This is a genomic window from Mesorhizobium kamtschaticum (assembly GCF_056174585.1).
This window is the reverse complement of sequence record NZ_JBWBWI020000002.1, coordinates 464,574-478,130: the sequence shown is the minus strand read 5'-3', so window position 1 is coordinate 478,130 and position 13,557 is coordinate 464,574. Positions and strand designations below refer to the sequence as shown.

General features: G+C 58.4%; 11 protein-coding genes and 4 pseudogenes. 12 read left to right on the top strand and 3 right to left on the bottom strand.

The window, feature by feature from the left end; genetic code table 11:
* Positions 1-318: 318 nt before the first annotated feature.
* The 5 genes and pseudogenes from AC0V7N_RS38060 (at position 319) to fdxB (ending at position 3,504) form a co-directional block, all read left to right on the top strand.
* Entirely contained in the window at positions 319-438 is a 120-nt protein-coding gene (locus AC0V7N_RS38060; RefSeq protein ID WP_496628125.1) for a FixH family protein, read from the top strand.
* 538 nt (positions 439-976) lie between these two features.
* Positions 977-2,134, top strand: coding sequence for a redoxin family protein (locus AC0V7N_RS38055; protein WP_496628444.1), 1,158 nt, complete (start codon positions 977-979; stop codon positions 2,132-2,134).
* Positions 2,135-2,493: 359 nt separating this feature from the next.
* Positions 2,494-2,935, top strand: a pseudogene (locus AC0V7N_RS38050) (NifX-associated nitrogen fixation protein); the annotation flags it as partial.
* A gap of 51 nt (positions 2,936-2,986) precedes the next feature.
* Positions 2,987-3,190 (top strand): CCE_0567 family metalloprotein, encoded by a 204-nt coding sequence (locus AC0V7N_RS38045; protein ID WP_496628443.1) that lies wholly within the window; start codon positions 2,987-2,989, stop codon positions 3,188-3,190.
* Positions 3,187-3,504, top strand: coding sequence for a ferredoxin III, nif-specific (gene fdxB, locus AC0V7N_RS38040; RefSeq protein ID WP_496628124.1), 318 nt, complete (start codon positions 3,187-3,189; stop codon positions 3,502-3,504). The genes AC0V7N_RS38045 and fdxB overlap by 4 nt, the downstream gene beginning before the upstream one ends.
* A gap of 135 nt (positions 3,505-3,639) precedes the next feature.
* Here the strand turns inward: fdxB and AC0V7N_RS38035 are convergent, their stop codons facing one another.
* Complete coding sequence (locus tag AC0V7N_RS38035; RefSeq protein ID WP_258580779.1) at positions 3,640-4,764, bottom strand: IS630 family transposase; 1,125 nt, start codon at positions 4,762-4,764, stop codon at positions 3,640-3,642.
* A gap of 43 nt (positions 4,765-4,807) precedes the next feature.
* On the opposite strand from AC0V7N_RS38035, the gene AC0V7N_RS38030 reads away from it, so the two are divergent.
* From AC0V7N_RS38030 to AC0V7N_RS38020, 3 genes and pseudogenes are all read left to right on the top strand, one after another.
* Complete coding sequence (locus AC0V7N_RS38030; protein WP_258581105.1) at positions 4,808-5,086, top strand: LexA family protein; 279 nt, start codon at positions 4,808-4,810, stop codon at positions 5,084-5,086.
* Positions 5,087-5,115: 29 nt separating this feature from the next.
* Complete coding sequence (locus AC0V7N_RS38025; protein WP_496628123.1) at positions 5,116-5,346, top strand: exopolysaccharide production repressor protein; 231 nt, start codon at positions 5,116-5,118, stop codon at positions 5,344-5,346.
* Between the two features lie 260 nt (positions 5,347-5,606).
* Positions 5,607-6,619: pseudogene (locus AC0V7N_RS38020) on the top strand (1-aminocyclopropane-1-carboxylate deaminase).
* Positions 6,620-6,892: 273 nt separating this feature from the next.
* Here the strand turns inward: AC0V7N_RS38020 and AC0V7N_RS38015 are convergent.
* Both AC0V7N_RS38015 and pyrE read right to left on the bottom strand, forming a co-directional pair.
* A pseudogene (locus AC0V7N_RS38015) lies at positions 6,893-7,013 on the bottom strand (glycine oxidase); the annotation flags it as partial.
* Between the two features lie 351 nt (positions 7,014-7,364).
* A complete protein-coding gene (gene pyrE, locus AC0V7N_RS38010) occupies positions 7,365-7,961 on the bottom strand; it encodes an orotate phosphoribosyltransferase (protein WP_475461153.1) in 597 nt (198 codons plus the stop codon).
* Between the two features lie 369 nt (positions 7,962-8,330).
* Between pyrE and AC0V7N_RS38005 the strand changes: the two genes are divergently transcribed.
* The 4 genes and pseudogenes from AC0V7N_RS38005 (at position 8,331) to AC0V7N_RS37990 (ending at position 13,532) form a co-directional block, all read left to right on the top strand.
* Positions 8,331-9,077 carry an autoinducer binding domain-containing protein gene (locus AC0V7N_RS38005; protein WP_496628122.1) on the top strand — a complete coding sequence of 249 codons (747 nt, stop codon included), beginning with the start codon at positions 8,331-8,333 and terminating at the stop codon, positions 9,075-9,077.
* A gap of 326 nt (positions 9,078-9,403) precedes the next feature.
* Positions 9,404-10,576 (top strand): annotated as a pseudogene (locus AC0V7N_RS38000) (IS110 family RNA-guided transposase); the annotation flags it as partial.
* Positions 10,577-11,442: 866 nt separating this feature from the next.
* Entirely contained in the window at positions 11,443-12,696 is a 1,254-nt protein-coding gene (ectB, locus tag AC0V7N_RS37995) for a diaminobutyrate--2-oxoglutarate transaminase (protein ID WP_496628121.1), read from the top strand.
* Entirely contained in the window at positions 12,693-13,532 is an 840-nt protein-coding gene (locus AC0V7N_RS37990; protein WP_496628120.1) for a 2OG-Fe(II)-dependent halogenase WelO5 family protein, read from the top strand. The genes ectB and AC0V7N_RS37990 overlap by 4 nt, the downstream gene beginning before the upstream one ends.
* Positions 13,533-13,557 lie beyond the last annotated feature (25 nt).

The window sequence follows — 13,557 nt, the reverse complement described above, 5'->3', positions numbered from 1 at the left end:
CAATGACCGTGCCGTGGCCGAGGCCCCAACTTCAAGTCGAGACGGTTGTTCTCTTGGCCGTAGTCGGCGGGAATCGATGGCATCAATTACGTTATCATCGCCTGGGACGGTAGCCAGTAGCGGCGAGGGCGGCTGCATTTTCAGCGTTTTCAGCCGGCCCGGCCCGACCCGCGTGGCGACCGGGCGGTTTTCGGGCTGGTCAATTCCGACAACGCTCACATTCGCATCAGGCGGTCCCTGTAGCGCCTGAGCACAGGGGACACAGAAGATAACGACACGAGACCAGAAAAATCCCGGAGAGAGCTCGCCGGACGGTACATGCCGCCACTCATCCCGGGCTTTTTCGCCACGATCATCATCGTCAATCTGGCGATGGCGGTATTCGCGAGCCGCAGCTGGACCGGCTTCGTCGTGACGAACTCATATGTCGCCAACTAGGAATTCAATCGCCCAGGCGGAGCGAGGAGGGCACACGCGGTCGGATCGAGCAGCCACCTTGCAATCGCAAGTGGCGAGATCCGCAATAGCCGGCCGGACCGGAGCAAGAAGCTCGGGCCAGGTGGCGTGAAGCGGACGATGATAGGAGCATGGCGTGGCCCGCGCAGTCATGATGTCCATCTACTCGTCCCTCAATCCGAATATTGTTGCGTCGTCCGTGGCCATGCTTTTTGTGGCGCGAAGCGCGTCATGCGTGTCCAAAACCGGACAGCGGCAGAAAACATGTCGGGTTCAATACAACCGGACATCTTGGACATTTGGAGGTTTTTCAAAGCGCAATCATGGGCTTATTGCGCGCTGAGCGCGCTGGCACGGCCTTTGCGAATTGAGATGCGGCAACACTGAGTGAAGGCTGACTGCATGCAGACGAACAAGACGAGCGATGCTCTCCTTTCCTTGAACCTTCTGCCCCGTCTCTACCGGGGAAACAAGCTCGCGCATAAAGCGCGCAATCTTGGCAATAGCTTTGGAGAACAACATGGTGTTGCGTATGGAGTCCCCGGCTCCTCCCATCAAAGTGGACGACTGGCTGCGTGGCGAGCCCCTCACGAACTTCCAGCCCGGCAAGGTGTACCTCCTAGAATTTTGGGCGACTGGGTGCGGACCCTGTGTGGCGGCGATGCCTCATCTGATGCAGCTGCAGGAGAAATATCGAGACAGCGGATTTGAGGTCGTCGGAGTCGCAGCTAGCGAACAGGGCCCGACCGCGGAGGAGGCGCGGACCAACTTGGATGCTTGGCTGACCGAGAGGTTCCCGAATCTGAATTATCGGATCGCGTTCGACTACACAGGCGAAATGAACAAGCTTTGGATGGAACCCAGCTTGTCTGTCGGGATTCCGACCTCGTTTGTGGTCGCCCGAGACGGCCACATCGCCTTTATCGGCGACCCGGCGGACCTCGAGGACGTTTTGCCGAAGGTTCTTAACGGCAGCTGGCGCAGCAGCGATGAAGCGAAAGCCGCCGATACACGGCGAGTCGCTAGTAACCAACGCACAGCACGCGAACTATCGCTGACCATGCCGATATACGCCAAACTTCGGCCGGCGATGGAGGCCGAGGATTGGATGGCGGCACTCACGGCCATCGAAGAAGGCCTCGCCTTAATGCCAGATGATAGCGGGTTCCGGGAAACTCATGCGAATCTACTGCTTCACAAGCGGCGCGACATGCGGGCCGGCTTGCCAGCCATGCGCCAATTAGTCGAGGACGCGATCGACAAAAAATTCGAGGCCGTGTCTTGGATGGTCATGGCCCTGAACCAACTCTTCGATCCGGAAATGGACAACTCCCATCTCCCCCAGGCTGAGCGCTTTGCGATGGGCGACAAGCTCTCGGAACAGATCCTGACACTCAATCCTCCACAAGGCGACGGCCCCCTTAAATTCCGTTGGTACCTCCCGGTCGCTCAGTATTATTACGAGAGCGGCGACAAGGATCGCGCGATCGATTTGATCGAGGTGGCATTGAAATCTCTGGGTGATCCGGAGACAATGCCGGACCACATCAAACAGTACTACCTTAGCCCATTGCTCCAAGCCCTGGCCAACTACACGGGTGAAAACGCCTGTTACGCGGATCTTTGTGTGGTTCCGCAAAACAAGGCTCCTGAAAATCAAACCGCAGTCGCCTCATGAGCAAAGATCGCAAAGGGATGACAATTGGAATTGAACCCTGGCCAATTCGTCCAGTTTCTGCGGCGAGCCGGCGGTAAGTATGTCCATTGCAGCACAGGGCGCATCGCTTGCCGCAGGTTGGAGTTAAAATCTTGCGATGACCTCCGGCCGCATCGCCGGAGACGGGATGCTCGACGCGAATTCTGGGCGCGGTGGAAGACCCCGCAGTCCAGGACGTCTTCAAGGCAGGGGGACATCAATTGCGTGGAATCGGCTGCCCGGAGCCGGACGTCGGCTGCGCAAGTGTGCCCGAAGCAGGCGTCCCCGAAAACAGAAATCGTCCATCGAGGACGAGGACTGGAAATTGAGGAGAAGGCGAAATGTCTGATGCCGCAGTTAGCCCTGCTGTAAACGAGGACGAGGCGGCCCTTGCCACCCCGTTTGTCAAATGCCTGGTGCGGCTGATCCGTGCTCAAGACTTCGACGGCTCATGGCAAGGCAAAGCTGACACCGAGCTGCTGGCCGGCTTCATCATCACGAAGGAACAGCGCCGTGCCATCCCCATCATCGCCGATCCCGCTCCGGACGTGCTGTGGAGGCTGGACATGTTTTACACCGCCGTCGGGCTTGGGATCGAGGAGCGCTCCGGGCAGATGACATCGCCAATAACAGAGATGAAACCGATGGGGGCTTCGGGGCGCATGCTTTTCACGGTCGGGCGGTTGGTCGTTCTGTCGAGACGTCCACCAGTTCGGCTTCGAGACGTTCCGGAAACTCGCGGAGGCCGGTACGAAACTGGTCGACGATGCGACTGCAGCTATTGGCTTCCCGCCGTGGCGCGGCCGTGAAGAAACTGATTTCGAGGAAGGATTTATGTCAAGCCTAGATGAGATGGGGAAGAAAGTCCGAAAGCTTCAGCTGCGTGCGGCAGTTGCGAAGATGAAATTGCGCGACCTTGCAGAGGATCTCCCGGTCCAATGGACTGAGATAGAGGAGGTTGCCGAGAAAGCGTACGCCGTTTTTGCCGAGTTGGATGATGCCAAGAGAGAGCTCGCTGCAATGAAGAATTTACGATGAGGAGCACATTCACCACCCGCGACGGCTCCATATGGCTGCCGGAATATCTGACCGCTATAGATGGCAGGACTTGTATCGGCTGCGGGCGCTGTTTCAAGGTCTGCTCGCGCGAGGTCATGCACCTTCACGGCGTCGATGACGCGGGTGAAATCCTCGGCGTCTGCGACGGCGAGGACGACGACTTCGATGGCGAGCTCAATCGCATGATCATGGTTGTCGATCATGCCGGCCGCTGCATTGGCTGCGGAGCCTGCGGCCGCGTCTGCCCGAAGAACTGCCAGACCCATGTTGCGGCCGACCAGGTCGCAGCATGACTTGATGGGACAAACCAGGAGAACGGCGTTGCCCTTTAGAATCTTTCATGGCGTCCTGTGGTTGGTCCTGTGCAGCAACGCGCTGACTGTCTACTTCGCTTCTCACTCCATCCGTCTAGTGTCGCGTCGCGGTGATTATGACTCTTTGAGAGATGGCGTGGGATAGGATTTTGCCATCTTCGCTCGGGCCTGCTGTGTGGAGAACATCCAGCGGATGCGGGCGCCACTTTCGGTGCGGCGGCGTTCCCAGGTCCGGATCTCTGTTTCAAGGAGGTCGCGGCTAGCGATGCGGCGATCAAGACATTGGCGGCGCATAACGCCGATTTCGATCTCGACGATGTTGAGCCAACTGGCGTGCCTGGGTGTGTAGTGGAACTCCAGGCGTCGCAAGATCCGACGCGCCTCGACTGCTGGAAAGGTCTGATAGACAGCGGAGGCCGTGTGGGTTGATAGGTTATCCATCACGACGCGGACCTTGTCGGCGCCGGGATAGTCCACGTCGACCAGGTCGCGCATGCAGACGGCGAAGTCCTCGTTTGCGCGCCGGTCGGTGACCTTGACCCTGCGCCACGACCGGTTGGCGTCGACCATGACAAAGAGGTTGGCCGTGCCGTTACGCTTGTACTCGGAGTCGTAGCGGTATCGCTTTCCGGGTTTCGGCACGATGGGCACGCGCACCTCGCCGATGAGCTGGATCGGACTTTCATCGAAGCAGACCACCGGTCGCTTGGGATCATGCGGCTCGGCATAGAGATCGAGGAGATCCTCCATGCGGGCGATGTACTCCCCATCGATATTGGCGATGCACCACATCTTCTGTTGCCAGGGCTTCAGATCGTTGTCGTTCAACCGCCGGCGGACGGTGTCGCGTGAGACGCTCGGGTGTTCCATCACTTCGACCAGGGCGTTGGCCAGAAGCTTCAAAGTCCACCGGGCGCATCCCTGCGGCGGATCAGAACAGGCCAGCGCCACCAGTTGCACCTCCTGCTTGCCGCTTAGTTTGCGAGCCGCCCCCGGACGCGGCCCTTCACTGAGGGCGGCCTCCAGGCTGATCTCCACAAAGCGCTTCTTGGTGCGGTAGATGGTCGAGTCGCTGGTCTGCACCGAGATGGCGATGGCCTCGTCGGCGACCCCGGCGTCGGCGGCCAGCAGGATCTGCATCCGCTTGAGCCGCCGCACCGGCAGTTTACCCCCGCTCACCAAAGCACGCAGCTCGTCTCGTTCGGATTGGCTGAGTTCGACCCGATATCGTATGTTCATTCCCAAAGCCCTTCTTGGTGGAAGAGCCGTAGGTGAATCTACAATGAATCAATTGCTTGACCGAAAGACGCCGGCGCCGACAGTACGGTTCACCGCCAAACAAGGCCAGTACCTCGCCTTCATCTGGGCCTATTCGCAGATCAATCGCCGCGCTCCGGCGGAGGCGGACTTCCAGCGCTACTTCAGGGTCACCGCACCGTCAGTCCATCAGATGCTCAAGACCCTCAACCAACTCGGCTTGATCGACAAGCAGCCCGGTGTCGCTCGCAGCATCCAGTTGCTCGTCCCGCCACAGGACCTGCCCATTCTCGGCGTAGACTAACCCGTCACAATCACTGCGACGGTACACTAGTGGTCGTCACGACGCTGGCTTGTTCGCTGCTCCTTCAGGTGGGCTATTTCGGTGGCGTGCTCTTTCTGATCTGGCGGTCTGGCTGCGCTAGCAGAGCTGGCCAAAGGGCTGAGCATTTCGGTAAGGGCAAGAAAGTTGGATACCAGCCGCCAGACCATGATGAGGTTAGGAATGAATCTTCAGATGTGCCTCAACTCGTTCCGATGGGCGGCATATCGCTGCTCCGTTGAGGCGCGGTGACAAGATCAGAACTCAGATTCACGCCACTTTGGATCAACCAGGGACATCGAGCTGACCGTCCAAGAATAAGTGCGCTTGAAATGAGCTGGGTGACCGCATCCTGGGCCGTCGAACGGCGGGAGATGCAGCTGCGGCGCTGAAAAGAAAATGGGGCCGTCTGCAACCTCTGACGACGCAGCTGGCGCCAAATCAAAAGCCCATGAGCGAGGGCGGAGCTGGTTCAGCTCAATCACGTTTTGCTGGAGAGAACATGCTGGAAAAGTTCGAACGCTATCCGCTCACCTTTGGACCCACGCCCGTCGAGAAGCTCGACCGCCTCGGCAAGCATCTGGGGGGAAAGGTGGAAATCTACGCCAAACGCGAGGACTGCAACTCCGGTCTCGCGTTTGGCGGAACAAGCTGCGCAAACTCGAATACATCATTCCCGACGCGATCGCGTCAGATGCCGATACGCTCGTCACCATCGGGGGCGTGCAGTCCAACCACACCCGGATGGTCGCCGCGGTCGCCGCCAAGATCGGCATGAAATGTCTCCTGGTTCAGGAGAGCTGGGTTCCACATGAGGATGCCGTCTACGACCGGGTCGGCAACATTCTCTTGAGCCGCATTATGGGAGCAGAGGTGCGCCTGGTCGACGATGGCTTTGACATCGGTATCCGCCGCAGTTGGGAAAAGGCGCTTTATGAGGTCAAGGCGAGGGGCGGCAGACCTTATGCGATACCAGCCGGGGCGTCTGTTCACCAGAATGGCGGCCTCGGCTATGTAGGGTTCGCGGAGGAGGTGCGCGCCCAGGAGAAACAGCTTGGGTTTGCCTTCGACTACATCATCGTTTGCACAGTGACAGGTTCAACGCATGCCGGCATGCTCGTCGGATTTGCCAAGGACGGTCGACAGCGCAATGTGATCGGTATCGATGCCTCCGCCACCCCCGCGAGAACCAAGGCGCAGGTGCTAAGCATTGCCCAACATACAGCGACCCTCGTCGAACTCGGAACCGAAATCGTCGAGGATGACGTGGTGTTGCTCGAGGACTACGCGTACCCGCACTATGGCATTCCATCCGAGGAAACCAAGGGGGCCATCCGTCTGTGCGCGCGGCTCGAGGGTATGATTACCGATCCCGTCTACGAGGGCAAATCGATGCAAGGGATGATCGACCTCGTCCAGAAAGGCTTCTTCCCGGAGGGGGCGAGGGTCCTTTACGCGCATCTCGGCGGCGCGCCGGCGATCAACGGTTATGGCTACACCTTTCGCAATGGCTGACGCTCGACAGATTGCGATTGCTCCGCCCAGCCGTGCCAGCGATGCGCTCCAAGTTCGTTCGGGGGGCCTGCCCGGCAAACCGGGGACCGGCTGTGAACTGCCGCCCAACGCGAAGGTAACCGGGTTCATTTGGAATGCCTTAATCGGGTCTATCTCAATGGCAATTCGCTCGGGCCCGCTTGCATGACACGCCACCGAGGGGGTCGCGAAGCTGATACCGCGGAATGGGGGACGCAGCTCATCCGTGCCTGGAACGAGGGCCCCATGCACCAACGCCGCATCCCACCAGTCGGCGGCGTCGCGTCCGAGATCCAGCACCGGCTGCTCGGCGCTTTTTACGCTCGCACCATGGCGCCGGCATGCCGCCGGCGAACCATGACGCATTGCCGCCGAGCTGCTCGTCCAGCAAAAGCGCGATAAGCCCTAATTGGCAACCTCATCGGGACCGAAAAGAGCGCTAAACCGGCTGGCTAGATCAATCCAGGGTGCCGCGTCGCCGGTCTCTGAAGCTATGCGAACGACCGCCGCCAGATAATCGGTAAAAGCCTTCAGTCTTATGGCGCCTTGCTCAGAGAGGTAGCCAACGACGTCAAGCCGCTGGTGAACAGCAGCGAGCATGTGTTGCACCAACAACAGGGAGGATGGGCAAGGGCAATCGCTCTCAGTCGCGAGGCGCTTGCACTCGCTGCAAATCGGCGGAATGTGCTCTAAGGCTAGGTCGCCGGAAAGACGTTGTATGAGATTGTCAGTGGCGTTCCACAAATTCGCTCGCATGCAGCACGGAATGCAGCGTTACGCCATGTTGGGCTAGCAGCGCCGTAGCGCCCTCGTCGCGGTCCACGAGGCAAGCAGCGTCACGCACAATGCCGCCGACGAGGCGAACCTCTTCAATCGCCTTCAATATCGACTTGCCGCTTGTGGCAACGTCGTCAACGATCAGGACGACTTTTCCCTTGAGCTCTTCTTTGGGGCCAAGGCCTTCAATCACGTCCCTTGTGCCGTGGGCCTTTTGAGCCTTGCGAACGAAGATCGTGTTTATGGGCTTGTTCATGACCGAGCTGACAGCCGCCATTGATCCGATTACGGGGACCGCACCCATTTCAAGGCCGCCGACGTACTCTGCTTTCGTTTGCTCAACGATCTTTAGGAACTCAAGAGCGGCAAGTTGCGCGCCTCGCGCCACCATCATAGTAGGCTTCATATTGAAATAGATGTCACTCTCTATGCCCGACGAGAGCGTGTAGCGTCCGAATCGAAAAGAGCGCTCACGGACAATCTCGCGGAGTTCGTCCTTGTCGTGTTGGCCGGAATCAACTGGTCTGAATTTTGCCAGTGCCGCCATAGATCAGACCTCGCCCCTAGGGAAAAATTGGGTGCGGCATGCCCCTCAGCCACTACCGCTATGCGGCTTATGCAAGTGTTCGCGGGGTGTGTCAATTAAAGTCAATACCGGTGCGACCGTTTCGCGCAGATTTTTCTCTTATCGTTATTGCGTGCCTAAAGCGTAATCACGGGTTGGCGGCCCCATTCCCCTACGGCTGGGTAGCGCTGGCTGTCTGAAGAAAAGCTTTGCGCCCAAATTGGCACAGATCTTGAACGTCCGGCTACAGGTGGCGGAAGGAGCTACGACTCAGATTGCCATTGACTACGCAGTTGGGATGCTGGGCTGGAGCAAGCTCGGACCAATGAGAACGCAACTGAAGGAGAGATCATGGAACTCCCGCGGATTGCGGTCGAGTTAAGCCTATTCCTCGACACCACTGATGATATCGCTCAATGCGAACAGTTGTTCGAATTGTTGTCTGTGTTTGCGCTGAATTTCGATTGCCCGTGGATCGCCTATGGCCCGCTTGCATCAGAACAAAGGGTTTTGAAGCCGGCCCGGCCGGACTTTCCGGTGATGTGGAATTACCCTGATGAATGGCAGGAGCGCTACTTAAAAATGGGTTATGCCAAAATAGACCCGCTCATCAAGAAAGGTCGAAAGGGGGTAGGGGCGTTCCGATGGAGTGAGGTTTATGCCGACGAAAGCACAACTGAAAATGAACGCCGCGTCCTGGATGAGGCGGCGACGTTCGGCTTGAGATCAGGCATTACCATTCCATTACATGGCCCCGCTGACAGCTTCAAGTTTATGAGTTTTGCTCAATCCTCGGACAGCGAATTGCAAAATAGAGCGATCACCTACCTGCAAATTGCCGCGGTACAGTTTCATCTGAGGGTTGCGAAGCTCGGAACTCCGATGGCATCGGAGCACGTTTATAAGCTCTCTCCTAAAGAAATAGAGTGCATTTTTTGGGTCTCGAGAGGAAAAACGTCAGGGGAAATAGGGACGATATTAGGACGATCCCGAAACACCGTAGATTTCCATGTGAAAAACTTAATGCGGAAGTTGGATGCGACCAGCAGAACGGTAGCTGCTGTAAAAGCTTTGAAACTTGGGATTATCGAACCGTAAGAAAGAAGAATCGACTCGGTGCGCGGCCTAATTTCGCCGTTGAGGCGCTCGAGTGGATTGGTAACCGGTATGAATATCTCGGTGCCGATGTCCGGCTGCGGTTTCCAGGATCGCGGTGTATGGTGCGACCATCCGGGACGGAGGCACCGGGAGCACGAAGGTGCGGGCAGGCCGATCCACACGATGAGCCGAGAGCTCGTGTTAGTAGCTGGCCGCCTCTGCGACTCGCCCGGTTGCGCCGTGAGCGCGAATCCGTAGTTGTCGTGTCGCCCGCCGCTCCCGTCGTTTCGCTCTGACAGGAGGCGCATATGCGACGCGTGATTGGAATGGACATCCACCGAACCTTCGGGGAGGTGGTTTTCTGGGAAGATGGTAAGCTTCGACATGGAGGGCGTGTCGACATGACCCGAACGGCGCTGGAGGGCTTTGGTAAGAGCCTTCTGGCGACAGACGAGGTGGTAATAGAGGCGACTGGCAACTGCATGGCGGTGTCACGGGTGCTGTCACCCTTCGTGAAGCGAGTAGTCCAACCCACTTCAGGTGAAGGCGATCGCCCATGCCCATGTGAAGACCGACAAGGTTGACGCGGGCACGCTGGCCAGCTTGTACGCGGCCGGCTACCTGCCGGAGATCTGGACACCAGATGCGGCCACCGAGCGAATGCGCAGGCTGGTCGCGCGGCGCTATCAGGTCGTGCGGCATCGGACCCGGATCAAGAACGAGGTGCATGCGATCCTGCATGCGCACCTGATCCCGAAGTGTCCGCATACCGATCTGTTCAACGTCCGCGGGCGTGCCTGGCTGGCGCGCCAGCCAGTGCCCGACGATGAGCGGTTTGCGATCGAGCGGCATGCGAGCGAACTCGATCGGCTTGCCGAAGACCTTGCGATCTTCGACCGGGAGCTTGCCGAGACCACGCTAGACGATCCAGCGATCAGGCGTCTGCTCACCATCACCGGCGTCAACCTGGCCGTGGCAGCCGGGCTGATGGCGGCCATCGGCGACGTCGCTCGCTTCAAGAGTCCCCAGAAACTGGTGAGCTATTTCGGTCTCAACCCGCGTGTTCGGCAGTCGGGCTTGGGAGCGGCACATCATGGCCGAATCAGCAAAGTGGGGCGCAGCCACGCCCGCGCAATGCTTGTGGAAGCCGCTTGGGCAGCCGCCAAGGCGTCGGGTCCGTTACATGCGTTCTTCGTCCGTATCCGGGCCAGGCGCGGCCATCAGGTTGCCGCCGTCGCTGTAGCGCGCAAGCTGACGGTTCTATGCTGGCATCTGCTGACGAAGGAGGAGGACTACCTCTGGGCGCGATAAAGCCTCGTCGCCCACAAGATGCGCAGCATGGAGTTGCAGGCCGGCAAGCCGCAGAAAAAGGCAACAGTCGCGGACCCGCGTATGCCTGCAATGTCAAGGATCTCCGGAACCAGGAGATGCGCATCGCCGAGCAGGCGCAGAAGGGCTACGAGCACTTTGTCGAGGCTTGGCGCCCGCGCCCGCCAAAGGAAAAGGCGCGCGGGCGCCTCAATCAAGGCTTGAATGAGGCTGTCCGGCGGCGCTTTCAACCGGTGCGCCGCGCTTCGCCACGAGGTCGCCCGCGCAAGGAAATGATATCACGATCGGAAAGAAAGCGCTTGTCGATCTCATCCGTGGCGTGGAGCTTGGTGTGGTGCTCTCTTGGAGAAAGTAATATCGGCAAGCACATCGGGCTCGGCGTCAGCAGTTCGACGGTGCCGGCGCGACGCGGCGCCGATGGCGCCCCAACCTCCGGTTCCGTCATTCGCTGGCGGGAAAGCCCATCATGTCCCGCAAGAGACCGGAATCCACAGTCCTCTCCAAGAGCGCGCGCAGGCTCGTCATGTCATCGGTCATCGATGGTTCCTTTAAAATCAGGTTGGTATCCGCAACCGAGCTTTGCCGGGGAACATCGATGACCGCCGCAAAGCCGCTCGCTCGCTGCCGCGCTGTTTGAAGGCGCGCTCGCGAGCGGCTTCGACCGCCGCGCTACACAACCTGTAGTGACGCGCTCCAGCGGATCGCACGACGCCTGTGATTGGTCGGCCGGAATGCTCGTATGGGCGATGGGGCTGATCCGTCAACTACCCGATGCCGTAGTATCGGTGCTTGGCCGGAAATTCTAAACCGAGTTTGTTCATCGCATTCGCCCAGGTATTGGCTTGGAGAGCAACGCAACAATTGGCGACATTTTGAAGAGGACGTCGGCACACACCAGTAGCACTCCGCGAAATTACTGACCAAAAAAGTTTCGTCCGGCCATTCTGCTGTCGATGTGATATGAAGAACATCTACCGCGAACCACAAGCGCTTTATCGCTCTCCTTGTTGAATGATCTACTTGCAGAGGACCTAAAATGAACACCGACGCTTTCACGGCTCATGAATCCAATGTTCGTCGATATTGCCGGGCCTTTCCCACAGTCTTTACGAAGGCCCTCGGGGCGACGATCTGGGACGAGACCGGCAAGCCTCACATCGATTTCCTTGTGGGTTCCGGCGCACTCAACTACGGACACAACAACCCGAATATTATGGCACCAGCAATTGAATATCTCGTCGGTGAGAACATTCTTCTGTCCCTTGATATGTATACGGCGGCAAAGCGTGACTTCATTGAAGCGTTTGTCGATTCGATCCTGAAGCCCAGAGGTCTTTCGTACAAGATACAGTTTCCTGGGCCGACCGGCACGAACGCCAACGAAGCGGCGCTGGCCCTGGCGCGAAAGTATACCGGCCGCTCGAGCGTCATGGCATTCACGAATGCGTTCCACGGTATGTCACTCGGCTCCCTGGCGGTGTCGGGGTCGGCGTCTACCAGAGAGCTGGGAGGCGTTGCGCGCCACGATGTGATCCGTATTCCTTATGACGCCTATCCGAGCCAAGCCTTCGATTCGGCGAGCTACATCGACTGCCTTTTGGGGGACCCGGGGAGCGGCATAGAAAAGCCAGCCGCAATCATTCTGGAGACCATCCAGGCAGAAGGCGGCATGAACGCCGCATCCGCGGCTTGGCTCACAGAAATTCAGCGCATTTGCCGTGAGCATGGCGTCGTCTTTATCGTCGACGATATCCAGGCGGGTGCGGGCCGAACTGGCGATTTCTTCTCATTCGAGTCCGCAAAAATCGAACCGGATATCGTGTGCCTTTCTAAGTCCCTAAGCGGCTCGGGCAGTCCGTTATCCGTCGTTTTGATTCGACCTGACTTGGACATATGGATGCCCGGAGAACATAGCGGGACCTTCAGAGGCAATAATTTCGCCTTCGTGACGGCAGCGGCCATGTGCAAAATGTGGTCCGACAGGCAGTTTACTGCAGGCGTGGAGCAGACAGCGGCCAAACTGCAGGGACACCTTGACCGCCTCGTCGCGAAATTTCCCAGATACATCGAACAAAAGCGCGGCCGCGGTCTGATGGCTGGCCTCAAGTGCCGTTCACCGGCTGTTGTTGGCCGCGTGCACGATGTCGCGTTCGAAAACGGTCTGCTTATCGAATCCTCAGGGCCAGATCGCGACGTTATCAAAGTCCTCCCGCCGATAACCATCACTGATGCCGAACTCGATCATGGCATCGCCATCCTTGATCACGCACTAAAGGGGGCAAGACAATGACTAATCAGATATCGCAAGCGCCGGCCATCTCTCCTGTTTCGACCAGAGAACGGACCGGCTCGATCAGCACTGCTGATATCATCTCAGTCCTGAAAGGCGAGATCACCGCTCTGCACATCAGGCAAGCTTTCAGCACCGAAATAGCCGAGGAGATCACCGCGAACTTCAGTGACAGTCCTGGACTCAAAGAGCGTAAGGATGGCGTCCCCGGACAATATGTCGGCGCATCCCACTACAGGAAGGATGCAGCCACCTATTTCGCAGAGGCGGAAACTGCGCGACCGTACGTCGACGCCCTTTTTGAAAATCTAGTTGATCCGGTCCGAGCATTGTTCGACGCATTGAAGCGCGAGCTTCAAAAACAGGGCATTGAATTGCGGCTGGCCCGTTCGGAGCGCGGTCAGGCTAATGTTTGTCGCGCTCTCAGTTGGTCCGGCAGCGGCACATTCTCCTTGGACCCCCACGATGATGTCGCTCAAGTGTTGTGTGCTGGAAACGATTACGAGCTTTCTGCGGTGGCGCACAACACTGTCGCAGCACTCAACTTCTATCCCAGCATGCCTGAGGAAGGCGGCAATCTGAAACTCTGGAGCCACAAGCCGACAGTTGCGGACCGGATATCGCAAGGTGTGGAGACCACTGGCTATCCCTATTCGGCAGCCTATCTTGAGGCGGTTCCTTGTCGCGAGTTCCAGCTCAAAACCGGGGATATCGCCCTAATCGATGGCGGTTTCGTTCACGGGGTTACCGGGCAACCAGGCAACGGAAAGCGTCGCGTGCTGCTGAATTGCTTTTTCGGGTTTGCGAAGCCGGATCTTGTTCTCTGTTGGACCTAACGTTGGATATCACAGCGACTGCTCC